This is a genomic window from Glaciecola sp. HTCC2999 (assembly GCF_000155775.1).
GTDB lineage: Bacteria > Pseudomonadota > Gammaproteobacteria > Enterobacterales > Alteromonadaceae > Opacimonas.
In genome coordinates, this window is record NZ_DS989810.1 from 903,858 (window position 1) to 929,753 (window position 25,896).

The 25,896-nt window shown below is 41.9% G+C and carries 20 protein-coding genes and 1 tRNA gene; 5 read left to right on the forward strand and 16 right to left on the reverse strand.

What is annotated here, in order from left to right:
* Nucleotides 1–13: 13 nt before the first annotated feature.
* Nucleotides 14–1,519, reverse strand: a complete 1,506-nt coding sequence (gene pepA / locus G2999_RS03940; RefSeq protein WP_010178945.1) for a leucyl aminopeptidase — start codon at nucleotides 1,517–1,519, stop codon at nucleotides 14–16.
* 90 nt (nucleotides 1,520–1,609) lie between these two features.
* Here pepA and lptF point away from each other — a divergent pair, with 90 nt between their 5' ends.
* Nucleotides 1,610–2,779, forward strand: a complete 1,170-nt coding sequence (lptF, locus tag G2999_RS11775) for an LPS export ABC transporter permease LptF (RefSeq protein WP_010178947.1) — start codon at nucleotides 1,610–1,612, stop codon at nucleotides 2,777–2,779.
* Entirely contained in the window at nucleotides 2,779–3,843 is a 1,065-nt protein-coding gene (lptG, locus tag G2999_RS03950) for an LPS export ABC transporter permease LptG (protein ID WP_010178949.1), read from the forward strand. Before lptF ends, lptG begins: the two co-directional genes overlap by 1 nt.
* On the opposite strand, the gene nhaD is transcribed toward lptG, so the two are convergent.
* The 3 genes from nhaD to G2999_RS03965 form a co-directional block, all read right to left on the reverse strand.
* Nucleotides 3,829–5,247, reverse strand: a complete 1,419-nt coding sequence (nhaD, locus tag G2999_RS03955) for a sodium:proton antiporter NhaD (protein WP_010178951.1) — start codon at nucleotides 5,245–5,247, stop codon at nucleotides 3,829–3,831. The genes lptG and nhaD overlap by 15 nt on opposite strands.
* Nucleotides 5,248–5,303: 56 nt before the next feature.
* On the reverse strand, nucleotides 5,304–5,609 hold the full coding sequence (locus tag G2999_RS03960; RefSeq protein ID WP_010178953.1) for a hypothetical protein: 306 nt from the start codon (nucleotides 5,607–5,609) through the stop codon (nucleotides 5,304–5,306).
* 88 nt (nucleotides 5,610–5,697) lie between these two features.
* Nucleotides 5,698–6,270 (reverse strand): RDD family protein, encoded by a 573-nt coding sequence (locus G2999_RS03965; RefSeq protein WP_010178955.1) that lies wholly within the window; start codon nucleotides 6,268–6,270, stop codon nucleotides 5,698–5,700.
* Nucleotides 6,271–6,531: 261 nt separating this feature from the next.
* Between G2999_RS03965 and G2999_RS03970 the strand changes: the two genes are divergently transcribed.
* Nucleotides 6,532–6,616 (forward strand) — tRNA-Leu (locus tag G2999_RS03970).
* Between the two features lie 66 nt (nucleotides 6,617–6,682).
* On the opposite strand, the gene G2999_RS11780 is transcribed toward G2999_RS03970, so the two are convergent.
* From G2999_RS11780 to G2999_RS04000, 6 genes are all read right to left on the reverse strand, one after another.
* Nucleotides 6,683–7,060 carry a rhodanese-like domain-containing protein gene (locus tag G2999_RS11780; protein WP_010178957.1) on the reverse strand — a complete coding sequence of 126 codons (378 nt, stop codon included), beginning with the start codon at nucleotides 7,058–7,060 and terminating at the stop codon, nucleotides 6,683–6,685.
* A 51-nt stretch (nucleotides 7,061–7,111) separates the two neighbouring features.
* Nucleotides 7,112–8,317, reverse strand: a complete 1,206-nt coding sequence (gene prpF, locus G2999_RS03980; RefSeq protein ID WP_010178959.1) for a 2-methylaconitate cis-trans isomerase PrpF — start codon at nucleotides 8,315–8,317, stop codon at nucleotides 7,112–7,114.
* Nucleotides 8,314–10,908 carry a Fe/S-dependent 2-methylisocitrate dehydratase AcnD gene (gene acnD / locus G2999_RS03985; protein WP_010178961.1) on the reverse strand — a complete coding sequence of 865 codons (2,595 nt, stop codon included), beginning with the start codon at nucleotides 10,906–10,908 and terminating at the stop codon, nucleotides 8,314–8,316. The genes prpF and acnD overlap by 4 nt, the downstream gene beginning before the upstream one ends.
* 17 nt (nucleotides 10,909–10,925) lie before the next feature.
* Complete coding sequence (gene prpC, locus G2999_RS03990; protein WP_010178963.1) at nucleotides 10,926–12,050, reverse strand: 2-methylcitrate synthase; 1,125 nt, start codon at nucleotides 12,048–12,050, stop codon at nucleotides 10,926–10,928.
* Nucleotides 12,051–12,154: 104 nt separating this feature from the next.
* Nucleotides 12,155–13,033 carry a methylisocitrate lyase gene (prpB, locus tag G2999_RS03995; protein WP_010178965.1) on the reverse strand — a complete coding sequence of 293 codons (879 nt, stop codon included), beginning with the start codon at nucleotides 13,031–13,033 and terminating at the stop codon, nucleotides 12,155–12,157.
* 24 nt (nucleotides 13,034–13,057) lie between these two features.
* Nucleotides 13,058–13,741, reverse strand: a complete 684-nt coding sequence (locus G2999_RS04000) for a GntR family transcriptional regulator (protein WP_010178967.1) — start codon at nucleotides 13,739–13,741, stop codon at nucleotides 13,058–13,060.
* 189 nt (nucleotides 13,742–13,930) lie between these two features.
* Between G2999_RS04000 and yghU the strand changes: the two genes are divergently transcribed.
* Both yghU and G2999_RS04010 read left to right on the forward strand, forming a co-directional pair.
* Nucleotides 13,931–14,785, forward strand: a complete 855-nt coding sequence (gene yghU, locus G2999_RS04005) for a glutathione-dependent disulfide-bond oxidoreductase (protein ID WP_010178968.1) — start codon at nucleotides 13,931–13,933, stop codon at nucleotides 14,783–14,785.
* Nucleotides 14,786–14,933: 148 nt separating this feature from the next.
* Nucleotides 14,934–16,118: an acetyl-CoA C-acyltransferase family protein gene (locus tag G2999_RS04010; protein WP_010178970.1), complete on the forward strand. Its 1,185-nt coding sequence runs from the start codon at nucleotides 14,934–14,936 to the stop codon at nucleotides 16,116–16,118.
* A 124-nt stretch (nucleotides 16,119–16,242) separates the two neighbouring features.
* On the opposite strand, the gene ahpF is transcribed toward G2999_RS04010, so the two are convergent.
* The 6 genes from ahpF to G2999_RS04040 form a co-directional block, all read right to left on the reverse strand.
* Nucleotides 16,243–17,802 carry an alkyl hydroperoxide reductase subunit F gene (ahpF, locus tag G2999_RS04015; RefSeq protein WP_010178972.1) on the reverse strand — a complete coding sequence of 520 codons (1,560 nt, stop codon included), beginning with the start codon at nucleotides 17,800–17,802 and terminating at the stop codon, nucleotides 16,243–16,245.
* Between the two features lie 112 nt (nucleotides 17,803–17,914).
* Nucleotides 17,915–18,478: an alkyl hydroperoxide reductase subunit C gene (gene ahpC, locus G2999_RS04020; protein WP_010178974.1), complete on the reverse strand. Its 564-nt coding sequence runs from the start codon at nucleotides 18,476–18,478 to the stop codon at nucleotides 17,915–17,917.
* Between the two features lie 117 nt (nucleotides 18,479–18,595).
* On the reverse strand, nucleotides 18,596–19,615 hold the full coding sequence (locus G2999_RS04025; RefSeq protein ID WP_010178976.1) for an MBL fold metallo-hydrolase: 1,020 nt from the start codon (nucleotides 19,613–19,615) through the stop codon (nucleotides 18,596–18,598).
* The gene (locus G2999_RS04030) at nucleotides 19,608–21,086 is read right to left on the reverse strand and encodes a tryptophan halogenase family protein (protein ID WP_010178978.1); all 1,479 of its coding nucleotides are present in this window, start codon (nucleotides 21,084–21,086) and stop codon (nucleotides 19,608–19,610) included. The genes G2999_RS04025 and G2999_RS04030 overlap by 8 nt, the downstream gene beginning before the upstream one ends.
* A 32-nt stretch (nucleotides 21,087–21,118) precedes the next feature.
* Nucleotides 21,119–22,612, reverse strand: coding sequence for a tryptophan halogenase family protein (locus tag G2999_RS04035; protein ID WP_010178979.1), 1,494 nt, complete (start codon nucleotides 22,610–22,612; stop codon nucleotides 21,119–21,121).
* Nucleotides 22,613–22,751: 139 nt separating this feature from the next.
* Nucleotides 22,752–25,658, reverse strand: a complete 2,907-nt coding sequence (locus G2999_RS04040; RefSeq protein WP_010178982.1) for a TonB-dependent receptor — start codon at nucleotides 25,656–25,658, stop codon at nucleotides 22,752–22,754.
* Nucleotides 25,659–25,896: the final 238 nt, after the last annotated feature.

Below are 25,896 nucleotides of genomic sequence, written 5' to 3' on the forward strand. Positions count from 1 at the left end.
CGGTTAATCAGACCTAGTCTTCGGTCACAATACCAGCACGATTCATTAAGAATTGTGCCAACATGCTCACCGGTCGACCTGTTGCGCCTTTATTCGCGCCACTATTCCACGCCGTACCAGCAATATCCATGTGTGCCCAGTTATACTTCTTCGTGAAGCGCGATAAGAAACACCCAGCAGTAATCGTCCCTGCGCCTTTGACACCTATATTCGCCATATCTGCAAACGGCGAGTCAATTTGTGGCTGATACTCGTCCCATAACGGCAGACGCCAAGCACGGTCAGAACTTTGCTCTGATGCATTTAATAGCTCGTGCGCTAATGGATTGTGAGTCGACATCACACCCGTGGCATGATGCCCTAAAGCGACGATACAGGCTCCGGTAAGCGTCGCAATATCAACAACACAGTCAGGCTCATAACGTTCTACATAGGTCAGTGCGTCACATAAAACTAAGCGACCTTCTGCATCAGTATTGAGGACTTCGACAGTTTGACCTGACATCGTGGTCAAAATATCACCTGGTCGATAAGCGTTAGCATCGGGCATGTTTTCACATCCCGCTAAAATACCAATGATATTTAATGGTAGGTTCAGTTCAGCTACTGTATGCATTACACCAAGTACTGAGGCTGCCCCCCCCATATCGTATTTCATTTCATCCATTCCGGAGCCTGGCTTGATTGAGATACCACCCGAATCAAATGTCAGGCCTTTACCGACGAGTACTATCGGTGCATCGCCTTCTTTGCCGCCGTTGTGCGTTATAATACTCATCATCGATTCGTTATGTGAACCGCGACCTACGGCTAAATAGGAATTCATTTGCAGCTCTGCCATTTGCGCTTCATCAACGACTTGGGTCTGAATCGATTCGTATTGTTCGCCTAATGCTTGGGCTTGTTCCCATAAATACTTAGGATTACAAATATTCGGTGGCATATTCGCGACATCGCGCGTGACTTTGACACCGTTAGCAATGGCCATACCATGCTCAATCGCACGTTCGCCAGCCGGTAATTCTTTGCGTGTAGGGACATTAAATACCATTTTACGTAATGGACGGCGTGGCTCGCCTTTTTTAGTTTTAAGTTGTAAAAATGTATATAAACTATGCTGCGTGGCCTCGACAGCTTGACGGACTTTCCAGTACGTGTCACGCCCTTTGACATGTAATTCAGGCAGGAAACATACCGCTTCCATAGAACCAGTTTCATTTAGCGTTTTAATGGTTTTTGCAAGGATATCTTTGTATTGGCGCTCATTCAGCTCACGCTCTTTACCACATCCCACTAACAATACGCGTTCGCTCAGAACATTCGGTACGTGATGTAGTAACAGCATCTGACCGGCTTTACCTTCTAAATCGCCACGGCGAATTAGATTACTGATATAGCCCTCACTGATTTCATCTAATTGCTCAGCAACTGCGGTTAAACGGCGAGGTTCAAACACCCCGACGACGATACAGGCACTGCGTTGCTTCTCTGGACTACCACTTTTTACACTAAATTCCACGCTGAATTCCTCGAAATAACTTGCAAAAAAACCTAGTTTACTTAAAAATTTAGCTTTCGCCACCAAAAACAGACGTTTTCTATCTCAAATATGATTATTTTTCGCTATCTCTTAAAGGAAACGTTCAAATCGCAATTTGCGATCTTCTTTATCCTCATGGCTATCTTTATAACCTTGCGCTTTGTCAGGGTGTTAGGCGATGCCACTGACGGAGAAATTCCAGCTAGTTTAGTGATGGGATTTTTAGCGCTTTACTCACCCGTATTAGCCTCATTAATCCTGCCTATTAGCTTTTTCCTAGGCATTATGATGGCTCACGGGCGTTTTTATGTGGATTCGGAAATGACCGTTCTGCAAGCGTGTGGAGTATCCGAATGGTATGTTACTCGGGTCATGTTGTTGCTAGCTGTTATATTAGGGTTACTCACCGCATCTATAACGATGTATGTCGCGCCTCTAGCAGTTGAAAGTGAATATCAATTACGGGAAAAAGCGGGCTCAGAAGCGGGTATTGCCGCTATTATACCCGGACGATTTCAACAAACAGGTAATGATGCTGCGGTGATATTTGTTCATGAAGTGGAATCCGCTAATAATCAATTGACCAAAATATTTCTTTCTCAAATTAACGCCGACCAGCCTAAAAAAGTCCGAGTTATTTATTCTCAAACTGGCACGATTGAAGTACAAAGTGATGGTACGCAACAACTTATTTTACGTAACGGACAGCAATACGATGGTAGCATTGGCCAACAAAACTATCAGCGTGTGAATTTTGATGAGTATCGTATACAAATAGGCGAACAAAAAGTGGAATCTATGCGCCGAAAAGTCGCAGCACTACCGACACTTGAGTTAATTGGTGATAATAGTGATGAAGCTATTGCCGAACTGCAGTGGCGCATCGCAATCCCACTCGCCCTGCCCTTTTTAGTGCTCATTGCGGTGCCATTATCAAAGGTGAATCCTCGACAAGGACGCTTTGGGAAACTCTTTCCTGCAATATTAATGTATTTAGGCTATTTCCTATTACTCATGGCGGCGCGACGCGCACTAGAAGATGGTAAAATTCCAGCAGGATTAGGGTTATGGTGGGTACATGGCATTATTCTATTTATTGGCACAGTATTGCTTTCTAGACAGCGTAAAACCTCTAGTAAAGTCAGACATATGTTTAAATCAGATTCGGCCTCTGCTTCAATTAAAGCCTCGGTAAATGCAGGCTCAAAACACCCGCATAATTCGCCGGAGGAAAAATAATGTTTTCCATCATAGATATCTACATTGCTCGGACGTTATTGAGTACTATATTTGTCACCCTTTCTACGCTAGTCGGACTCAGCGCCCTGATCAAATTTGTAGAGCAATTACGTAAAGTCGGTGAAGGTGATTATGATTTGATTGTGGCCGGATTATTCGTCTTTTTCAGTTTGCCACGTGATATAGAGCAGTTCTTCCCTATGGCAACCTTACTCGGCGGGCTCATCGGCATGGGGGTATTAGCATCTAATTCGGAGCTTATTGTCATGCAAGCTTCAGGGATGAGTAAATGGAACATCATTCAATCCGCGATGAAATGTGCCGTGGTGATGGTCTGTATTATTTTATTAGTGGGGGAATTTCTTACACCAGTGAGCGAAGCTAAAGCTAAGCAAATTCGTACCGAAGCGCTCTCCGGAGGACAAGTATTTACTTCCAATAAAATTGTATGGACCAAAGATGGCAGTGATTTTGTCAGTATTGGCAACGTATTCAACCAAGAGAACCTAGGCGATGTTACCATCTATAAATTCAATGATGACTTAGATTTGACCCAAATTATTGCCGCTAAACGTGCCACTTTTGTGGAAGAATCATGGGCCTTACAAGACGTTCACATTACCTATATCAATGACCAAAGGATATCGACTAATCGTATTTCACTGACTGAATGGCGTGCAGCCCTGACGCCCGATAAGCTCTCTGTAGCGACAGTGAAACCCGAAGCACTTTCGATACAAGGGCTGTATGAGTATGTTGGCTATTTGCAAAATAACCAACAAGATTCCACCCGTTATGAACTGGCCATGTGGCGCAAGATCCTGCAACCAGTATCAGTGTGCGTCATGCTACTCATGGCATTTTCATTCGTATTTGGGTCATTACGTTCGACTACCATGGGCTCTCGTATTATTGTCGGAACCTTAACCGGATTTAGTTTCTTCATTGCCAATGAGGTCTTTGGTCCTTTTGCGATGGTCTATAACCTTCCGCCTATGCTAGGCGCTATAGTGCCAAGCGCCTTGTTTGCAGGAGTCGCGGTGCTGTTATTACGCCGACAATAATAAATGGACGTAGATACTCAGGCCATAGCCTAAAGCTATCGCCCAACTCCATCGCAGATGACCCATAAATGAATAAACGCCTTTGGTTTGTCCCATTAGCGCTACACCTGCAGCAGAACCTACTGCGAGTAAACTTCCCCCCACTCCGGCCGTCATCGTAACAAGTAGCCACTGGGTTAGATCCATCTCTGGCGACATACTCAATACTGCAAATACGACAGGAATATTATCCACAATCGCCGAAAGTACCCCGACAAGAATATTGGCATACAAGGGCTCCCAATTGGTATACATCGCTTCTGACACATAGGCTAAATAACCCATAAAACCAAGACCACCTACACACATCACTACGCCATAGAAGAACAATAATGTATCCCACTCTGCACGGGATATTTTCTCAAATACATCGAATGGAACAATATTCCCCAGTTGTTTCAGCGCCGCTTCATCATTATTTTGTAAAGCAATATCGCGTTTTTTATCGAGAGATTTAGGTAGTGAATGGCGTAAATAAAATCCCAATAATTGTAAATAGCCTAAGCCAAGCATCATGCCTAATACCGGTGGCATGTTCATCCAACTATGACACATCACAGCTGTTGCTATCGTAAAGAAAAATAAGACAATGATCCGCTTAGCTCCGCGTTTTTGGTGCACCGGTTTAATCTCATCAACATGTGATTTTTCATTCGAAATGAAGAAGCTCATGATCATCGCAGGCACTAAAAAGTTCACTAATGCAGGGAACAGTAGCACGATAAATTGCTCAAATTGTACTATACCTGCCTGCCAAATCATCAACGTCGTTATATCTCCAAACGGGCTAAATACCCCACCGGCATTGGCTGCTACAACGATATTGATACAAGCAATATTAATAAAACGATGATTATCTTTAGCTACTTTCAAAACAATCGCGCACATTAACATGGCGGTGGTCAGGTTATTGGCAAATGAAGAAATACTAAATGCAAGTAATCCGGTGAGCCAAAACAAACTTCTTAAGCTCAGGCCTTTCATGAGCATCCATACGCGAATACGGTCAAACACATTGCGTTCTTCTAGCGCATTGATATATGTCATCGCCACAAGTAAAAACAACAATAGCTGGGCATATTCTAATAAATTATGATTAAAGGCTTCTTCTGCCGCCTCAGGAAAACCATGTTGAGTATAAATCCAACCAATAATAATCCAGATAACACCAGCGGCAAGTAACATAGGTTTGGATTTACGAATATGAAGAAACTCTTCTCCGATAACAAATACGTATGCAACAGCAAAAATAGTTAATACAATCACACCGGATAAGGTGTAGGTAAGATTCAGCTCACCCATTTGTGTTGCATTAGCAGGCCCAGCCATGCACAACAGCAACACACAAAATAACAACTTAGACATAGATGTCCCTTAACAAATAACGTTTGATTTTTGATTTTTATCAATGATGGTTTTGGTTAATTAAAGGACATTGGTGGAGCACGAATACCACTTGAGAAAAGGCTTCGAGACATTATCAGTGGATAAGTATATAACGCGGTCGTTCCTTGTTTAGAAAAAGCATGCAGGCCTATTTGCCAATATACAACGTGAGCCGATAAATCGACGTCTGCTATCTCATTATCCGTTTGAGATATTGCTTCAACGAACGAAACAGCTGCTAACCAGCTTTGCGGGGCTTCTGGTTGCGGACCATGATAAGCACTCTGTGTAATGATAAACACACAGGTCAATAAAGATATCAGTAAAGAAAACAGGCGCATGAGTAAAATCCTTTTAGGACTTAAAGCATAGTCCCATAAGAGCACTATCGGTATCGTACAATAGTATCAAAAAACGAAAATCGTACGTTTAACGCCAAGATTTATGGTCATTGGCTGCTTGGGTCAACACCAAAATTTCGGTTTTTGCAACAATGTCTTGTAAGGATTGTTTTTGTTTCGGCATGAAAATTACCAGTAACGTGCCTAAACCACCTAACGCACAGATTAAGCGTAACCATAACCGCCCCATTGTCATCGGCTCGTCAGTGGTACTAAAGATCCGCATCCGCCATGCTCGCATCCCAATCGTTTGGCCGCCTTTGGCCCAAAACCACATGAAAAAGCCCACTATCCAGGCCAACACCCATAATTGAACGATTGAAGTGAACAGTATAGATTGGGTCAAAAAATCACTAAAATGCTCAATCTCAGCTCCAATAACTTTATTTGCATGCAGTATCGTCAAGGCCACCAATATAATCAGACCGGCACACATGCCTACTGCCACAGCCACCAAACCATCATAAATCATTGCAGCAATGCGACGAAAAAAACCGGCTCGCGGATAAAGAGTTTCACTATTTTCAACACTATTTGGTGACTCTTTTAAGGTTGATTTAGATGGAGATGAGCGTCTTTTATGAGACTTAGGGTTTGCCATGGTATGTATTCGATTCTAGATACTGATAATTTATATATTAACCGATTGTTCGAAGAATTACATAGCCGTTCATCAATACCTTCATCAATTTGTTATAGTAGAATGACAAGACTTACAGTAATAATGAAAAAATATGTCATAAGTAAGTATAAAATAATAAATTCATATAAAACACTTGCGCATAACGTCTAGCTCGTTATAATCGCATTCCAATTTTTGATATCTGACGTTTTCACGTAGCGCCAGACACACTCTTAAAATGCCGGTGTGGTGGAATTGGTAGACACGACGGATTCAAAATCCGTTGCAGCAATGCGTGGCGGTTCAAGTCCGCCCACCGGTACCATTTTTAAAGTCCAGTAAGTCTCTCTAAAATACGCTTCACTGCAACACTTGTGTGTTACATTCGTTGTTATTGTGAGACGGATTTTGGTGCAATATCTTTGAAACCACCAGCATTGATTACATTGGTATAACCTGCAGCTTGTAAATCAAGCGTAGATTGTTTCGCACGCTTTCCTGAACGGCAGTACAATACAATGGTCTGATCTTTACTAATCCCAGCCTCGTTTATTTTTTCCAGTAGTTGAGTATTTTGCATGTGCAATGCATCGGGGTGATGACCAGCAGACCATTCCCAGTCAGTTCTTACATCAATAATCACAGCGCCTGTTTCTATTGCTTTTTTCGCCGAAGCAGTATCAATTTCTTGTGCATGAATCGATAAGCTCAGCAAAGAGCCGAGCATAGTAGCAACCAATAACAATGATGATAATTTATGAGGAAGCATGACTATTCCTTTTTAACTGGATTTATCTTATTACAACAAAAGACGTCAGCCTTAGCAAGTCTCAGGCGCTGGCACTCTAACAACACCTTCCATCAACACCCGAGCAGAACGGCTCATGACGACTTGTTCAACTTGCCATTGCCCAGCATCTGTACATATAGCCGTCGCACCGACTTTTAACGTCCCCGAAGGATGACCAAAGGTAATGGCATCTTTCATACCGCCACCGGCAGATAGATTGACCAATGTGCCAGGGATCGCTGCAGCTGTACCAATCGCCACTGCTGCCGTACCCATCATCGCATGATGCAATTTGCCCATTGACAACGCTCGCACATGACAATCAATCGACTCAGCGTTAATTAGCGCGCCACTCGATGTCGTGTACTCCTGAGGACCTGACACAAAAGCGATCTTGGGTATGTGTTGAGATAGCTTAGCGGCTTCAATATTAGGACTCAAACCCATGTGCACAGCGCCATGCAAGCGCAGGTTTTCAAAGCGCGCCAACGCGATAGAGTCGCCATTAATAGCATCTTGTAGTTCAGTGCCGGTATACCCTAAATCCGCTGCATTAAAAAATAACGTGGGGATCCCTGAGTTGATCATCGTCACCGAGAACACACCTTCGCCTGGAACATCTAGTGTATCCACAATATTTCCTGTGGGGAATACCGCCTCATCAGGCTCCACCGGCGCAACAAATGCAATCGGCACTTCCGCAGCAGGAAAAGTCACGCCATCAAGCATAAAATCACCGGTCTCTTGGACTTCTCCATTGGTGATAGGAACTGATGCTAAAATCGTTTTGCCAATATTTTGCTGCCAAATGCGTACCTCGCATATACCGTTTTCAGGGATACGCGCAGCATCCACTAACCCATTATTAATCGCAAACGAGCCGACCGCTGCGGTTAGATTCCCGCAGTTACCACTCCAATCGATAAAAGGCTGATCAATAGATACTTGCCCAAATAGATAATTCACATCATGCGAATCATCATCTGAGCGACTCAAAATGACGGTTTTACTGGTACTTGACGTCGCACCACCCATGCCATCGGTATGTTTACCATACGGATCAGGACTGCCAATGACACGCAGCAATAACGCATCTCGATACGCGCCAGCGACTTGCGCTGCTGCCGGTAAATCATCGAGATTAAAAAACACGCCTTTGCTGGTCCCCCCACGCATATACGTGGCAGGCACTTTAAGTTGTGGCGCAAAAACTACCGAAGGGCTCACACTACTCATGCAACTTGACCTTCTAAAAAGTCTTGGGCAAAACGTTGTAATACACCACCAGCTTCATACACGCTTTGTTCTTCAGCGGTATCCAGACGACATAACGTCTCAATGGTAAACTGCTCGCCATTAGCTCGAGTTACTTCCACGGTCATGTTCGATCCTGCGACGACATCACCTAAGACGCTAAAGGTCTCGGTACCATCAATATTAAACGTATGACGGGTTTGGCCAGTCAAAAACTCTAATGGTAAGACGCCCATACCGACTAAGTTAGTGCGGTGAATACGCTCAAACCCTTCAGCGATGATGACTTCTACCCCAGCAAGACGCACGCCTTTAGCCGCCCAATCGCGCGATGAGCCTTGGCCATAATCTGCCCCCGCGACAATAATCAATGGCTGCTTACGTTCCATATATGCCTCAATCGCTTCCCACATTCGCACGGTGTTACCTTCTGGTTCCATTCGTGCTAGAGAGCCTTGTTGAATATTGCCATCAGCGTCTCGGACCATTTCATTGAGTAACTTAGGATTAGCAAACGTCGCCCGCTGTGCTGTTAAATGATCGCCGCGATGCGTGGCATACGAGTTAAAGTCTTCTTCAGGTAAGCCCATTTTCGCTAGATATTCACCGGCGGCACTAGATGCAAGGATCGCGTTAGATGGCGATAAATGATCAGTCGTGATGTTATCGCCTAAGACGGCTAATGGACGCATATCGGTCATTAATCGAGGTGCTGCTAATGCGCCTTCCCAATAAGGGGGGCGACGAATATAAGTACTTTGCCCACGCCAGTCATACAGCGGGTTATTCTTCTCACCATAATCGACACTTAAATCAAACATCGGCGTGTAGACTTGGTTAAACATTTCTGGTTTAACACTGGCTTTGATCACCGCTTCGACTTCTGCATCATCCGGCCATATATCTTTAAGATAAACAGGGTTGCCCTCTTTATCTGTGCCTAATGCATCTTTTTCAATATCAAAACGCATAGACCCTGCAATCGCATAGGCCACGACTAGTGGGGGAGAGGCCAGAAATGCTTGTGAAGCATAAGGATGAATCCGGCCATCAAAGTTACGATTACCTGATAATACAGCAGTAGCATACAAATCACGGTCGATAATTTCTTGTTGGATTTTAGGATCTAGCGCCCCTGACATACCGTTACAAGAAGTACAGGCGTACGCCACTATCCCAAAACCAAGCTGCTCAAGTTCGGATAAAAGCCCTGCTTCTTCAAGATACATCTTCACTACTTTGGAACCTGGTGCAAGTGAAGATTTAACCCAAGGTTGACGCACTAAGCCCAGCTCATTAGCTTTCTTAGCAAGCATACCTGCCATGATGACATTGCGTGGGTTAGAGGTATTAGTACAGCTAGTGATAGCAGCAATGATCACCGCACCATCAGGCATTAAGCCGTCTTCTTTATCATAGGCTTTGGCGATACCGCGCGCAGCTAACTCACTGACCGGTAATTTAGCATGTGGATTAGACGGTCCAGCCATGTTGCGCTCAACCGCTGATAAATCAAATTGCAAGACACGTTCATACTCAGCCTCTACCATACTATCAGCCCATAAACCGGTCGTTTTGGCATAGTGTTCGACAAGTTTAACTTGTTCAGGATCGCGCCCCGTTAAAGTTAAATAATCAATCGTTTGTTCATCGATATAGAACATCGTCGCTGTTGCACCATATTCAGGTGTCATATTAGAAATGGTCGCACGATCCCCGAGCGATAAGTGTGCAGTCCCTTCACCAAAACATTCTAAATAAGCACCGACTACACGCTCTTGGCGTAAAAATTGAGTCAGTGCCAACACGATATCGGTAGACGTAATACCCGGTTGTGGTTTACCTGTAAATTCCACCCCGACAATATCTGGTAAACGCATATAAGATGCGCGTCCTAACATGACATTTTCAGCTTCTAAGCCGCCCACACCAATTGAAATGACGCCTAGTGCATCGGTGTGTGGGGTATGAGAATCAGTGCCGACACACGTATCAGGGAAGGCCACATTATCACGCACTTGGACAACCGGAGACATTTTTTCTAGGTTGATTTGGTGCATAATCCCATTACCTGGTGGGATCACATCGACGTTCTTAAACGCCGTTTTGGTCCAATTAATAAAGTGAAAGCGGTCTTCGTTACGACGATCTTCAATCGCGCGATTTTTATCAAACGCATCCTCTTCAAATCCACCATGCTCTACCGCTAAGGAGTGATCGACGATCAGCTGAGTCGGTACAACCGGATTCACTTTCGCAGGATCGCCGCCTTTATCCGCAATGGCATCGCGTAAACCAGCTAAATCCACTAATGCCGTCTGCCCTAAAATATCATGGCATACCACTCGAGCTGGAAACCAAGGAAAATCTTGTTCACGCTTACGATAAATTAACTGCTCCAAAGAAATGGTTAATGCCTCTGGAGTACATTTACGTACTAAGTTTTCTGCCAATACTTTTGAGGTATAAGGGAGCTTAACATACGCACCAGGTTCAATCGCTTCCACTGCTGCTTGGGTATCGAAGTATTCTAACCCTGAGTCGTCCAAACGAATTTTATAATCGCTATTCATCATCACATCCTTTTATTTTAACGCTGCGCAATTGGCGTAACAGTGCGAGGCTCGCTACCAGTATAATCAGCACTTGGACGAATAATACGGTTGTTATCACGTTGTTCCATAACATGAGCTGCCCAACCGGTGACGCGTGAACAAACGAAAATCGGAGTAAATAATGGCGTCGGGATCCCCATAAAGAAGTACGCAGAAGCATGAAAGAAATCAGCATTACAGAAGAGTTTTTTGGTATCCCACATGTATTCTTCACATGCGACAGAGATATCATAAAGTGAACTATCACCGTATTCTTCAGAAAGTAGTTTTGACCACTTTTTGATAATAACATTGCGCGGATCAGACTCACGATAAATCGCATGCCCAAAGCCCATAATCTTTTCTTTACGCTCAAGCATACCGGCCATTTGTACTTTGGCATCTTCTGGGGAGCTGAACTTTTGGATCATTTCCATCGCGGCTTCATTAGCACCACCATGCAGTGGACCGCGAAGCGAGCCAATCGCCCCAGTGATACAAGAGAACATATCAGATAACGTCGATGCGCATACTCGAGCGGTAAAAGTGGAAGCATTAAATTCATGCTCTGCATATAAAATTAATGATACATCCATGACTTTACGGTGCAATTCTGAAGGAGTTTTACCTGTCAATAACGCAAGGAAATGCCCACCAATAGACGCTTCATCCGTCACACAATCAATTTCCACACCTTCATGGGTATAACGATACCAGTAGGTCATGATCGCAGGGAATGCAGCTAATAAACGGTTCGCTGCGCGGTTTTGATCGGCAAAATCCACTTCCGGCTCTAAGTTACCGAGAAATGACGCACCTGTTCTCATGACATCCATCGGGTGAGCGTCTTTTGGTACTAAACGTAATACCGCTTTGAGACCTTCTGGTAAATCACGCATGCTGTTGAGCATAGTGACATATTCATCTAGCTGGTTTTGAGTAGGTAATTCGCCGTTAAATAATAAATACGCCACCTCTTCAAACGTGGCATTATCCGCTAAATCAGATACATCATAGCCACAATAAGTTAAGCCAGAACCTGATTTACCGACGGTACATAATTTGGTTTCACCTGCACTTTGACCACGTAAACCTGCGCCACTTAATTTTTTATCTGTCATGAGAAAAATCCTCTTAATCTTTTTTGTTGTAGGGTCTTAGGCGCACTAAATCGAATACTCGCGCCTATTCTTTTTAAAATTTGGTTTCTTATTTACTGTGTTAATTACTTGTTTTTGCCTTCAGCAAATAATGAATCGAGCTTTTGCTCATAATCGTGATAACCAAGGTAATCGTATAGATCCATACGCGTTTGCATCGTATCGACAACGGCTTTTTGATCGCCATCCTCAAGAATGTGACGATAGACATTTTCTGCAGCTTTATTCATTGCTCTAAACGCCGATAATGGATATAGCACCATCGCAGCGCCCCACTCACCTAACTGCTCTTTGTTCCATAACTCAGTCTGACCAAACTCAGTAATATTAGCCAAAATAGGCACATCCAATGCTTCAGAAAATGCACGATAATGCTCTTCCGTTTTAACAGCTTCAGCAAAAATACCATCAGCACCCGCTGCGACGTAGGCTTTGGCACGTGCTATCGCATTTTCTAAACCTTCTTGGGCAAATGAATCAGTGCGCGCCATGATGAAAAAATCGGGATCAGTACGTGCATCTACGGCGGCTTTGATACGATCAACCATCTCTTCGGTAGATACGATTTCTTTATTTGGACGATGACCACAACGTTTTTGTGCCACTTGATCTTCCATATGCACGGCTGCTGCACCCGCTTTTTCCATATCTCGAACGGTCTTAGCGATGTTAAATGCTCCGCCCCATCCAGTGTCGATATCGACTAATAATGGCAAGTCACAAGCAGACGTAATACGTTGTACATCAACAATCACATCATTAAGTGACGTCATTCCCAAATCGGGTAAACCATAAGAAGCATTCGCAACGCCTCCCCCAGAAAGATATATCGCTTGATGACCGATTTGCTTGGCCATCATGGCCGAATATGCATTGATAGTGCCTACAATTTGTAATGGGGTGTTGTGCTCAAGAGCTTGACGAAATTTTTTACCTGCGCTCATAGTAATTCCTTATTAGTGTTCCGATTATGGCTTTAATTTATGTTCGATATTCTGACGCGAATATGTAATGTGACGACGCATTAGTATTTCAGCTAACTCTGCGTCGCGGTTAGCAATTGCTTGAGCAATATGTTGATGTTCAGCAAATGCAGTAGTGACTCGAGGACCTGCCATACCAAGTTGCACACGATACATGCGTACTAAATGATAAATACCTTCTGTGAGTAGTGTAATGAGTTGAGAGTTGTGTGAACCGATAATAATACGATAGTGAAAATCCACATCACCCGCTTCTTGATAATAGGATTGCGAGTCTTTCACGCCTTGGGCATGCACATCGAGTAAGGATTGAAGATCCGTGATTTGCTCGGATGTCATATTTTGAGCTGCCAATCGAGCCGCCATGCCCTCAAGCGATTCACGAACTTGATAAAGCTCAATTAACCCTTCTGGCGAGAGTGTTACCACTCGAGCACCGACATTTGCCTTACGCTCTACTAAATGACATGCCATTAACCGGCTAATCGCCTCACGAATAACAGCGCGGCTTACCCCATATTTTGTCGACAACTCTGCTTCACTCAGTTTTGCACCCGCTAATATACGACCTTCAACAATATCCGTACGCAGTGTAATAAATGTCTTATCTGCGGAGGTAACAGCCTCTACTACTGGTGTTCCCTTAGATTTTTTAGCTAATTGAGTCATCGTTATCGCCTTCACATCACTAATTCCATTGTCGACAATATAGACCTTCCTGTTCATAAACTCAAGCATTAACCTAAGAATTGTCGACAACTTATGACTTAAGTCGTATGCTCAATGAAATAATTGATATAATGATCGGTGCTCAGTACTCCACGTATTAAAGTTAAATAAACGAATAAGGAATTCAACATGACCGAGTCAACTTACACCCCTCCTTCCATTTGGACTTGGGATAGTGCTAACGGCGGAAAATTCGCAAATATTAACCGTCCTATTTCCGGCAGCACGCATAAAAAAGAACTTCCCGTCGGTGAGCACCCTTTTCAGCTTTATTCCCTTGCCACCCCAAATGGAGTAAAAGTAACGATTATGTTTGAGGAATTATTAGCATTAGGAATTAAAGAGGCAGAATATGATGGATGGTTAGTCAATATCCAAGAAGGTGAGCAATTCAGCACGGGCTTTGTCGCAGCGAACCCCAACTCAAAAATACCAGCATTGTTTGACCATACTGACAAAGCACACCCTATCCGCATTTTTGAGTCTGGGGCCATACTAATGCATCTAGCCGAAAAATTTGGTCACTTTTTACCATCAAGTGGACCGCAACGCACCGAAGTCATGAATTGGTTGTTTTGGCAAATGGGCTCAGCACCATTTTTAGGAGGCGGCTTTGGGCATTTTTATGCCTATGCACCAGAGAAATTTGAATACCCCATTAATCGCTATGCAATGGAAGTAAAGCGCCAACTAGACGTATTGGATAAGCAACTGGCTCACAATGAATTCATTGCTGGGAGTGAATATAGTATTGCCGATATGGCTATTTTTCCATGGTATGGGGTCTTATGTTTGGGTAAGCTTTATGAAGCTGCTGAATTTTTACAAGTCCATGAATATACCCATATTGTTCGTTGGGCAAAGCAACTCGCCGGGCGACCAGCAGTCATCAAAGGGCGAGTCGTGAACAAGGTGTGGGGTGATGATGAATATCAACTTAAAGAGCGTCATAGCGATGCTGATTTCGCAAAATTGATTAAATAAATGGTGAAAATATAACCAATGTACCACTAATGTCTGTATGTTTACTCTTTTAACTTAACGCAAGCCAGTATACTTTAGTTATTGAAAACATAAAAATATGCAGCAACACTATTCACACAATAACCTCTAAGCAATATGGAAGATTAATATGAGTGTCAAAAATGTAGTGGTATTAAGCGCAGTTCGTTCTGCAATTGGTACTTTTAATGGTAGTTTGAAAGCACTTGAACCAGCTGAATTAGCAGCTCAAGTGTTAAAGCAAGGGATCGAAAAGTCAGGCGTTGCGGCTGATAAATACGAATCTATTGTTGTTGGTAATACAATTCCTACTGAGTCGCGTTTCCCATACGTCGCTCGTGTGGCTTCTATCCAAGCAGGCATGTCTCTTGATTCCACAGCGATGGCACTTAACCGTCTATGTAGCTCTGGTCTACAAGCTGTCGTTAACTCAGCTCAAGGGATCATGTTAGGCGATCATGAATTAGCCATTGGTGGTGGTGTTGAGAATATGACACGAGGAGGTTACTTATCCAGCGCGATGCGCAATGGTGCTCGTATGGGTGATACTAGCATGACAGATATGATGGTCGCGGCATTAACTGACCCATTTGGTGTAGGTCACATGGGTATTACTGCTGAAAACCTTGCTGATAAGTGGGAAATCTCACGTGAAGAACAAGATGCCTTCGCAGCAGAATCACATCGTCGTGCTGCAGCGGCAATCGAAGCGGGTTATTTTGATGACCAAATCGTACCGATTGAACTAAAAAGTCGTAAAGGCACCGTCGTATTTGATAAAGACGAACACGTCAAACCAGATACATCTGCTGAAAGCCTAAGTGGCATGCGTCCGGCATTCAAAAAAGACGGCTCGGTAACCGCAGGTAATGCATCCGGTATTAATGATGGTGCATCTTTCTTAACATTAGCATCTGAAGATTATGCCACAGCTAACGATTTAGCACCGATTGCGCGCATTGTGTCTTACGCAGTAGCTGGTGTACCAAATGATGTCATGGGTGAAGGCCCAATCCCAGCGTCTAAAGCAGCATTAAAGAAAGCGGGTTTAACCATTGCCGATATGGATGTGGTTGAATCGAATGAAGCATTTGCATCTCAAGCTCTCACAGTATGTAAAGGTCTGGATTTAGATCCAGCCAAAACCAATCCCAACGGGGGAGCCATTGCATTAGGTCATCCTATTGGTGCTTCTGGTGCCGTTATCGCGACCAAAGCTATCCACGAATTACAACGCATTCAAGGTAAATACGCCTTAGCAACCATGTGTATTGGTGGTGGTCAGGGCATTGCGATGATCTTTGAACGGATGTAATAAGAAAGAAACTACTTTTAACTATAAGAGTACTTTTTAGGTATAAAAAAACCCCCGAAGGTTTTGTCTAGCTTTCGGGGGTCACTTCAGAAGTCGCTTTTTTTATATTTCATTAATGGATATATTAAAAGTGTTTAATCAAATAATCAAAAGCAGATAGACTCGCTTTGGCTCCTTCTCCCATTGAAATCACGATTTGCTTATAGGGTACGGTCGTGACATCACCGGCAGCAAAAATACCAGGTTCAGAAGTTTCACCTCGCTCATTGATAATGATTTCGTTATAAGGTGATAACTCCACGACACCATCAACCACTTGTGAATTTGGTAACAAACCAATTTGGACAAAAATACCATCTAAAGCTTGAATTTTGACTTCACCAGTTTCTCGCTCTTCGTACTCTAATCCAGTCACTTGACCATTTTCTGCTAATACTTGTTTAGAGGCCGCGTTTTTAATCACAGTGACGTTATCACGCTTATATAACTGGTCAATCAACACTTGGTCCGCTTTTAACTCTGGTAAAAACTCAAATACTGTGACTGATTTTACAATACCAGCAAGATCTAAGGCAGCTTCAACACCAGAATTCCCCCCACCAATAACAGCCACATCTTTTCCTTTGAAAAAAGGACCATCGCAATGTGGACAGTAAGCCACACCATTACCAATATTCTCTTTTTCACCTGGTACACCTAACTCGCGCCATTTGGCTCCGGTAGTCACGATGACAGTTTTGGATTCAAACTGCTCACCACTGGATAAAGTGATCGTTTTCAGATCGCCTTTTTCAATCTTATCAACACGTAAATGTTCTTTTAACGTGACATCATAGTCTTGTAAGTGCGCCATCATCGCACCGGTTAATTCAGGCCCTGTTGTACTGGACACAGAAATCAAGTTTTCAATCCCCATTGTATCCTTGACTTGACCACCAAAACGCTCTGCGACCATAGTCACTTTAAGCCCTTTACGAGCTGCATAAATGGCGGCTGATACCCCTGCTGGCCCACCACCAAGAACAGTCACATCTTGGACTGGTAATTGTGGAGCATTAGCAGATTGTTGTGCGATTTCAGGGTGTTGTTCCAATAACTTTTCAATCAATGCACCTGTATCGATTTTACCATTTGCGAAAATCTCACCATTAAGGTAAACACTTGGGACCCCTTGGATATTATTTTTTTCGATTAAATCTGGATACAGACCACCATCAATCATCTCTGATTCAATCAACGGATTAAGCAATGCAAATTGATTTAACGCCTGCACTACATCCGGGCAATTGTGGCAGCTTAAACTGACATAAGCTTCGAATTTTAGCGGTGCCGACACATTTTTAATGATTTGTTGTAAACCACTATCAAGTTTAATATCTGTGCCTGTAGCATGTAATACTGCTAATACCAGCGAGTTAAATTCATGTCCCGAAGGGATCCCTGAAAATATAACGCCAGTAGGTTCATTGTTGACGAATAAAGTGAAACTAATCGGGCTACGAAGTGTGTCTGGTAAATCTTTCTCAACCACACTGAGCTGTTCATTCGCCGATGCGAATTCTGTTAAAAATTGGAGTAATTCTGCACGTTTACTGTGCTCGCCTGTTTGCAACACAAATGATAAAGGCGCATTCATGTTTTGCGTATATTGTTGCAAGGCGGTAATAATATCTTGAGTAATCATTTGTTTGTTCCTTAATGGTGTCGTTATAAATGAACGGCACCGTGGTGTTTGTATATGTCGAATTAAGACGTAGATGGGGAGTTACCCCCATCTGATATCTAAGTATGCGTACTTAGATTTTGCCAACTAAGTCTAAGCTAGGTGCTAAGGTTTTTTGACCTTCTTCCCACGCAGCAGGACATACTTCACCGTCATGGTTAGCAACATATTGAGCAGCTTTCACTTTACGAAGCATATCTTTAGCTGAACGACCGATCCCTAAATCATGAATTTCAGCTACTTTGATAACACCTTCAGGGTTAGCTAAGAATGTTCCGCGTAATGCTTGTCCAGCTTCTTCAATCATCACATCAAAGCCACGTGTGATAGCACCTGTTGGGTCGCCAATCATTGGATAAGTTACCTTGTTAATGGCTTCAGAATGATCGTGCCATGCTTTGTGAACAAAGTGACTGTCTGTTGATACTGAGTACACTTCCACACCTAGTTGCTGTAACTCTGCGTAGATATTTTGCATATCTTCTAATTCAGTTGGACATACAAATGTAAAATCTGCTGGATAGAATAAAAAGATGGACCACTGACCTTTCACATCATCAGAAGTGACGGTTTTAAATTCGCCATTGTGAAAAACGTCTGCGCTGAACTCTGGGATTGTGCTATTAATTTTAGCCATGGTTTAATTCCTCAATAATAGTTAGTTGGTTAAGTCATTAAAGACAACACTGCGTTGTCTTTAAACTTGAATCTATTATTATGGAAATTAGTGATTAGTTAAAACGAATGATTTCGATTATATCAATCGATTAATCCGATATTGAAAAACATCATTTTCGTCTAATTGCTTTTCTAACTGCTCGTTATAGACCAAATAATTTAAATGAGCGATACATTCTGCGACTGCAAAGAAAAGTTCATGCTGACCTAGTTCACGATGAAAAAGGACTGGTAATAATGACACTACTGTTTGCGGCTGTTCACACGCAGCAAGTAAATTTTGTAAATGTATATGGTGATGAGTGTGAATCTCCTCAACACGTGCAGGGATATCATATATTGGGGTTTTATGCGAGGGGAGTAAAAGTGTGGTTTGTGGTAAATTAGCAAAAGTTTGTAATGTTTCAAAATAATAAAACAATGGATTAGAGTTTGGCTGAGTACTATAGGCACCAATATTAGGGGTAATCTGAGGTAATACTTGGTCGCCACCAATACATATATCAAGTGCTTTACAATAAAAACTAATATGCTCAGGGGAATGACCACACCCAAGTAATAATGCCCATTCATAATCACCTATTAATAGCGATGTACCAGGTATTAATCGGTTAAAACTAATCGGCATAGGTGAAACAACTTTCTTAAATCCGCCATTACCTTGGGTGAATAATTGTACCTGTTCTTCATTGAAACCCGCTCGACGATAATACTGTTTATCCTGCCAATTATCGGTACCCTGATTGCCTGCAAACAAAGCTCTAGCGGCATAATATTCGGTTTGAGACATGTAAAGGTCAACCTGATAAAGCTCGGTTAAATACCCTGCACACCCAATATGGTCTGGATGCATATGTGTGACAAGCACACGAGTAATTGGACCATCAAGCTGAGCAATCACATCCGCCCAAGCAGCTTTTGTAGCTTTAGTCGCCATACCACAATCAATGATTGCCCAACCACCATTGTCTCTAACTAAATAAACATTAATATGATCTAGCGCTAATGGCAGTGGCATACGACACCACAACACAGCATCATTAATTGAACAAATTTCCCCAGGTATGGGTGGAGATAACGTTGTTATATTATCCATTCAAAGACGTGCCAAAATTGAGCAAACAACGTCTAAAAAAGGACTCTAAATCATTATCTATATATAAATCTCCAGTACCCGGTTGATTCAAGGCTAATGGTGGATAAGCACCATATCCGGATAGTAAGCAATGCCAAGAAGTAGCATTAAAATGTGATTCACTACCATGCTCACGAAGGTGTTGAGTCAGATCGCCCCGCCTAAACCATACATCAAGGAGCTCTAGCAAAGGACGAGATATATGCTCATTATTACGGTTAGCAATCCAATATTCAGAATCATCGCGCGTGTTGAGTTTGTAATGCGCTACAATATAGTCACGTACACGCTCAAACGTATCAGTCATGATCTTATTATAATTATCTTGGCGTTTATTAGAAAAATGACCGGCTTCATATTCATCAATAAAGCGCTCTACCGAAGTTTGCACAAGATGAAGTGCTGTTGCTTCTAATGGTTCAATAAAACCCTGTGACAAGCCTAAACCAATACAGTTTTTATACCAATGCTGACTGACCTGACCGACATTCATCTGTAAATGCCGTGCTTCTATATCGCTGTCTAACAGCCCTAGGTGTTGACGAAATTCATGTTCTGCTTGATCAGGAGTAATGAAATCACGACTAAATACATATCCATTTCCTGTTCGATGCGTTAAGGGGATCCGCCAGGCCCAACCATTTGATAAAGCAGTCGCTTTTGTTTCTACGGGTTGATTATCATCGGTATGCGTCGGAAATACGACGGCAGCATCATTAAACAAATTATCTTTGAAAGAATTAAATGGCACATTCAGTGTTTTCTGTAAGAGCAGTGATTGAAATCCAGTACAGTCAACAAACATGTCACCATCAATCATTTCACCATTATCACATTGTAAACTCGCAATACTACCGTCAGGATGTTGATTAATATGCTCAATCTTACGTTGCAGATGTTTTACACCTAATGTTTGAGAATGTTCACATAAAAATTGGCCGAGGAGTCCAGAATCAAAATGATATCCGTATTCAATATTAAACGGAAAGTGTTCAGGAGTATTGGGTTGAAGATTATGTTTTGCTAACCAGCCGTTGAATAAAAATTTAGCCGGGTCTGTTTGCACATCTAGCCCAAGACGACGTGTGTAACAATTTACTTGAAAAGGGCGTTCACTGAATGTGTCTAACTGAGAAATAAACGGATGACTATAACTATGAACACCCGAGTTTGGACTCCACCCAGAAAACTGTATATTGACTTTATAGGTCGCCTTACAACGGCTCATCCATTGTGATTCACTAATACCTAAGTCTTCAAAAAACCGCTTTAAACTTGGCGTAGATCCCTCTCCCACACCAATAATACCGATATCTGGAGATTCTACGAGTGTAATATCTATTGGCTGCTCGCGCCAATGATGGGCTAATAGATTCGCAGCCATCCATCCGGCGGTGCCACCACCGACAATGGTAATTCGTTGCGGCATCATATTTTTTCACCTTATTATTTTTATTCTTAGTATTACCCTACCTTCAAATAATGTGTTAAAAACTCATCATGAGGTAGCATTTTCGCTAATGGTTGACGTTTTGCTGCATGAACTTTAGCTAACATATCAGACAACTGTGCATCACTCATTTGATTCACTGATGGGTGATAGTCCTTTGGTAATATTCCTTGACCTAACATAACCTGCAACCATGACGCATCACGGAAAATGTCATGCTGATCATTGAAAATCTCACCAACATCACTAAATACCTGAATTTTATGTGCGAGTCTATCAGGTAAAGGTAAAGTGCGCATATCACGCCAGAAATCAGAGTCGTTACGTTCGTTCACATAATAGTGCAGTATGATGAAATCACGAATAGTTTCATATTCAGTTTTTGATTCCTCATTATACAAATCAACAGCAGATTGCTGAATACCTTGATGTGGGAATAACTTTAATAAGCGTACAATCGCTGATTGAATTAAATGGATACTGGTAGACTCAAGTGGCTCTAGAAATCCACTCGCCAACCCTACAGAGATAACGTTTTTATGCCATTGCTCTTTGGTACGCCCCGTTTTAAATGATATCTTACGGACATCATTAACAGGTTCAGAGTCTAAATTATTGATCAAACGGTCATGCGCCTGCTCATCGCTCATGTATTGAGACGAAAATACAATCCCATTCCCATTTCGATGCGTTAAAGGAATACGCCATTGCCAACCAATATCATGAGCAATACTGCGAGTATAAGGTAACGTTTTGTCGAAACGATTTGTTTGGACCGCCAATGCACTATCTGCGGCTAACCAATGAGACCAGTCTTCGTATTCAACACCTAAAGTCTTTTGCGATAAGAGCGCCCGAGTGCCAGTACAATCAATAAATAAATCACCATTAATTTGTTGACCTGATCTAAGTTGTAGCCCGGTAATATGGCCTGACGTTGGATCTTGCTGAATATGTTCAATAATTCCTTCGGTACGAATAACTCCACCTTTTTCAGCAATTTTCCGTAGATATTTGCCGTATAAAGATGAATCAAAATGATATGCATAAGGCATTTCAAATAAGGGATTTTGGGTGTTAATTTTGTTAAAACTTTCATCAATACAGCATAAGTAATTGAGATCATACTCCCAGATGGACTTCTCTAATCCCGACTTATATGCTTTTAACCAATAATGCTGAAAATTACAAAACCCTACATTTGCACCAGGGGCGCCGAACGTATGGAGATAAGACTCACCATCTACACGCCAATTTTCAAACTGAATAGCTAACTTTATCGTACCATTAGTTTCTCTTAGAAATTCTTTTTCATCTAAACCGAGAAATTGATTAAATACTTGTATGGGAGGGATGGTTGCTTCACCAACACCCACGATACCAATATCTTCAGATTCAATTAACTCAATTTCAATTTGTCCTTGTAATACTTTTTGCATCAAGGCCGCTGTCATCCATCCGGCTGTACCACCGCCAGCAATGACCACTTTTTTAATGGGTGTTTGCATGTTATTGCCTTATTCTGCATATAATAAATGCATTGAGCACTATTTATTTTTGACTTTACCTAATTTAAAACCAAAAATAAATAATGCAAAAAAAAGACCTCACTGCTAAAGCAATGAGGTCTTTACAATTTAATCTATCTTAGTAAAAAGAATAGTTAACGTTAAGTAAGTAAGACGGACCAAACTGACGGATAGTCGTTGCTAGACCGTTACCATCACGAGAAATCTCATCTTCATCACCTAAGTTAGTACCTTGAAGTGATAATTTAAGACCTTGTAATGCTTCCATATCAGACTCTGAGAAATCATAGCTGATTTGCGCATCTAACAGGCTTACATCATCACGAGACGCTTCAGCAATCTTATTAGAACCACCACGCTCATATGTTGTATAACCTTCACGATCTGTATACGCAACACGTACTTCAAAACCGGCATTAGTGTAATAAGCAGTTAAAGACGTAACGCTATCAGATTGACCAGGAATAGACGCACCATTCTCTAGCTCTGCATCAATTAACGTAACAGACGCTGCAAGACCGAAACCGTCTAACTCTTGCATTACCATATTTAATGGTAAGTTAGCTGTAACTTCTAAGCCTTTTACTTCGCCAGTTAAACCATCTTCGAAGAAGCTGTATGCACCAAAATCAGGAGGAGTAACTAAATCACCTTGTGAATAAAAAGTACTTTCCGGTCCATATTGACCATCTTGGTCGATAATACGGTCATGGAATCCAGGAATGAAGTAATTAGCACCACCATTCGTTGGATCATTTGTGAAATCAATAACTTGATTTCCATCACGCGTCCAGTTAACTAGGTCTTTATAGAATACTGCTACAGAAACATAACCTTCATCGTCAAAATAATTCTCATAAGATACGTCGAAGTTATTTGATTCAAGTGGACGTAAAGTTGGGTTACCTGTCACTTTAGACCATGGGCTACCATAAGCATTTACTGCTTCTAAAGTATTAGGCGTAGCAATTAACGAAATGTTCTGATCAAATTTAACGAAACCAGATGCACGCATTTGGTCAATACGAGCTCTAGAAATAGTCTTAGACGCAGCAACACGGACAAACTGATTATCTGCAACTTCAGCTGTTAAGTTAAAGCTTGGTAATAAATGAGTATACTTATCGCCAGCAGTGATACGGCAGCTATCATCTACTTCACCATTGTTGTCATCATCACACACTGCGAAATTATCACCAACAACACCGATGAAACCAGAAGATGATTGGTCACTACGGATATATTGTAAACCAACGTTACCAAATACAGGCATATCACCTAATTCAGTTTCATAATCAACTTTTGCGAAGAACGTTGTAATACGCTCATCAACAGTAAACGTGTCACCTAAACGATCTGGTTCTAAAAGACCTGCATCATTAAGTGAATAAGTACCATCGAAATAAGGTGCAAAACCATCATAAGCGACAACCTGACCTAAACCAGCCCAGCTTAAATTAGCTAAACCGTAAACATATTCACTAGGAATACTGTCAGATAAAGGATATGAATCAGCTGTTGCAAATAAACCTTTATTAATTTTTTCTTTAAAACGGTCGCTAATGTTCAAACCAACAACTACATTAGTGAATAAGTCACCATCTAATACACCTTCAACTTGGAACTTAGCAGTCGTTAATTCTTCAGCGAAATCTGCATAGTTCATAAAGCCATCTTGCGCATTTAAGTAGCTAAACGGTTCGCCATTTGCTTGCAATACAGATGAAGTAAATTGGCTAGCGATATTTGCCATACCACCACCCCAAACTTGAGGACCCGTTAACTGTAATGCATTAGGATCTGAGAATGCACCTAGACCTGTTTGACCAGTAAAGAAGACACCATCAGGGCTCATTTGGAAAGTACGAGAACCTAATTGATCTGGAGTTAACGTACCTGAACGTGCTAGACCAGCATATGATTCTGCACGCAAATCACGCTTTGAAGATTCACTTTGCGCAATATCAACTTCTACAGACCAAGTATCGTCTATAGCATAGTTTAGGTTGAAACCATACGCTTCAAGAGTACCGTCTTTTTGTAATGGATCCGTACGAAGTACAGGATTAACGCCAACTTGAGTACCACTAACAGTAGAGCCAGAACCTTCCGAAGCGCCTAAAGCAAATGGTTCAATAAAACCACGTAATACACCTGAGTCTGAATATTCAATATCCAATACATCAACAACAATGTCTAACTTATCGTTAGGTTGCCATTGAACTACTGTTGATAAAGTTTCGCGGTCTAATAACGTAGACTGGTTGTTTAAATCCAAGCCAGCAGGAACAAAACCTGTATCTGTAGCATTGTAACCCCAAACACCATACTTACGTTGGTTATTCGGAGACTCTGCATTAGCATAAGCAACTGCTATACCTACAGTGTCATCCGCGAATTTTTCAATGAAAGATAGAGCAAAACGCTTACCTGTGTTATCAAATTCTGGATTATCTGCAGAGTTACCCGCTTGCTCATAACTACCGTTGATTGTTAATGTACGCTCTGCGTTTAGTGGACGTACTGTTTGTAAATCAACTGTACCACCAATACCTTGAGTCGTTAATGCACCATCAGCAGTTTTATAAATAGTCGCACCAGTCATGATCTCTGAAGGATATAGATCATATTCAACACCACGGTTATCACCGATACCGATTAATTCACGACCATTAAGAGTTGTACCGGTGAAATCTTCTTTAAAACCACGTACAGAAATACCTGAAGTACGGCCACCAACTCGTTCACCGGCAAGGCCAGGTAGACGTGCTAAAGATTCAGCAATAGATGAATCAGGTAATTTACCAATATCTTCAGCAGAAATTGCTTCAACGATTGATTTGTTGTCTTGTTTAACAGCTTGAGCACGGATTAATGAACCGCGAATACCACTTACCGCAATGACTTCAACGTCATCTGCAGCATTAGCAGTAGAAGCTTCTTGTGCAATTGTTGAACCAGAGAACATCGCAGCAGAAACTGCTAACGATAATACTGCAGGTTTAAATATTTTATTTGTTTTCATGTGTGTGTCCTTTGTTTTCTCTTAATGAGCTTGTAACAAATGTTACTAAGATGTAACGATAATGAAAAACGAACGAAAGATCAACACTTTTTCTTAATTGATTAAGTAAACAATTAAAATACACAATAAAAGCGACAATAATTATAATATTAAGACTTATTCAATATACAAATTGGACATATTTATGCTCATACTGAATGTGTTTACTTAGTGTAAATTACAATGATTATTTACAAAA

Coding starts and splice junctions, on each gene's coding strand:
- G2999_RS04025 (WP_010178976.1), bottom strand. CDS start 19,615: ATGGATAATATAACAACGTTATCTCCACCCATACCTGGGGAAATTTGT.
- G2999_RS03965 (WP_010178955.1), bottom strand. CDS start 6,270: ATGGCAAACCCTAAGTCTCATAAAAGACGCTCATCTCCATCTAAATCA.
- ahpC (WP_010178974.1), bottom strand. CDS start 18,478: ATGGCTAAAATTAATAGCACAATCCCAGAGTTCAGCGCAGACGTTTTT.
- prpC (WP_010178963.1), bottom strand. CDS start 12,050: ATGACAGATAAAAAATTAAGTGGCGCAGGTTTACGTGGTCAAAGTGCA.
- nhaD (WP_010178951.1), bottom strand. CDS start 5,247: ATGTCTAAGTTGTTATTTTGTGTGTTGCTGTTGTGCATGGCTGGGCCT.
- prpB (WP_010178965.1), bottom strand. CDS start 13,033: ATGAGCGCAGGTAAAAAATTTCGTCAAGCTCTTGAGCACAACACCCCA.
- prpF (WP_010178959.1), bottom strand. CDS start 8,317: ATGAGTAGTGTGAGCCCTTCGGTAGTTTTTGCGCCACAACTTAAAGTG.
- lptG (WP_010178949.1), top strand. CDS start 2,779: ATGTTTTCCATCATAGATATCTACATTGCTCGGACGTTATTGAGTACT.
- G2999_RS04040 (WP_010178982.1), bottom strand. CDS start 25,658: ATGAAAACAAATAAAATATTTAAACCTGCAGTATTATCGTTAGCAGTT.
- G2999_RS04030 (WP_010178978.1), bottom strand. CDS start 21,086: ATGATGCCGCAACGAATTACCATTGTCGGTGGTGGCACCGCCGGATGG.
- G2999_RS04000 (WP_010178967.1), bottom strand. CDS start 13,741: ATGACTCAATTAGCTAAAAAATCTAAGGGAACACCAGTAGTAGAGGCT.
- yghU (WP_010178968.1), top strand. CDS start 13,931: ATGACCGAGTCAACTTACACCCCTCCTTCCATTTGGACTTGGGATAGT.
- G2999_RS03960 (WP_010178953.1), bottom strand. CDS start 5,609: ATGCGCCTGTTTTCTTTACTGATATCTTTATTGACCTGTGTGTTTATC.
- G2999_RS11780 (WP_010178957.1), bottom strand. CDS start 7,060: ATGCTTCCTCATAAATTATCATCATTGTTATTGGTTGCTACTATGCTC.
- ahpF (WP_010178972.1), bottom strand. CDS start 17,802: ATGATTACTCAAGATATTATTACCGCCTTGCAACAATATACGCAAAAC.
- G2999_RS04035 (WP_010178979.1), bottom strand. CDS start 22,612: ATGCAAACACCCATTAAAAAAGTGGTCATTGCTGGCGGTGGTACAGCC.
- G2999_RS04010 (WP_010178970.1), top strand. CDS start 14,934: ATGAGTGTCAAAAATGTAGTGGTATTAAGCGCAGTTCGTTCTGCAATT.
- acnD (WP_010178961.1), bottom strand. CDS start 10,908: ATGAATAGCGATTATAAAATTCGTTTGGACGACTCAGGGTTAGAATAC.
- lptF (WP_010178947.1), top strand. CDS start 1,610: ATGATTATTTTTCGCTATCTCTTAAAGGAAACGTTCAAATCGCAATTT.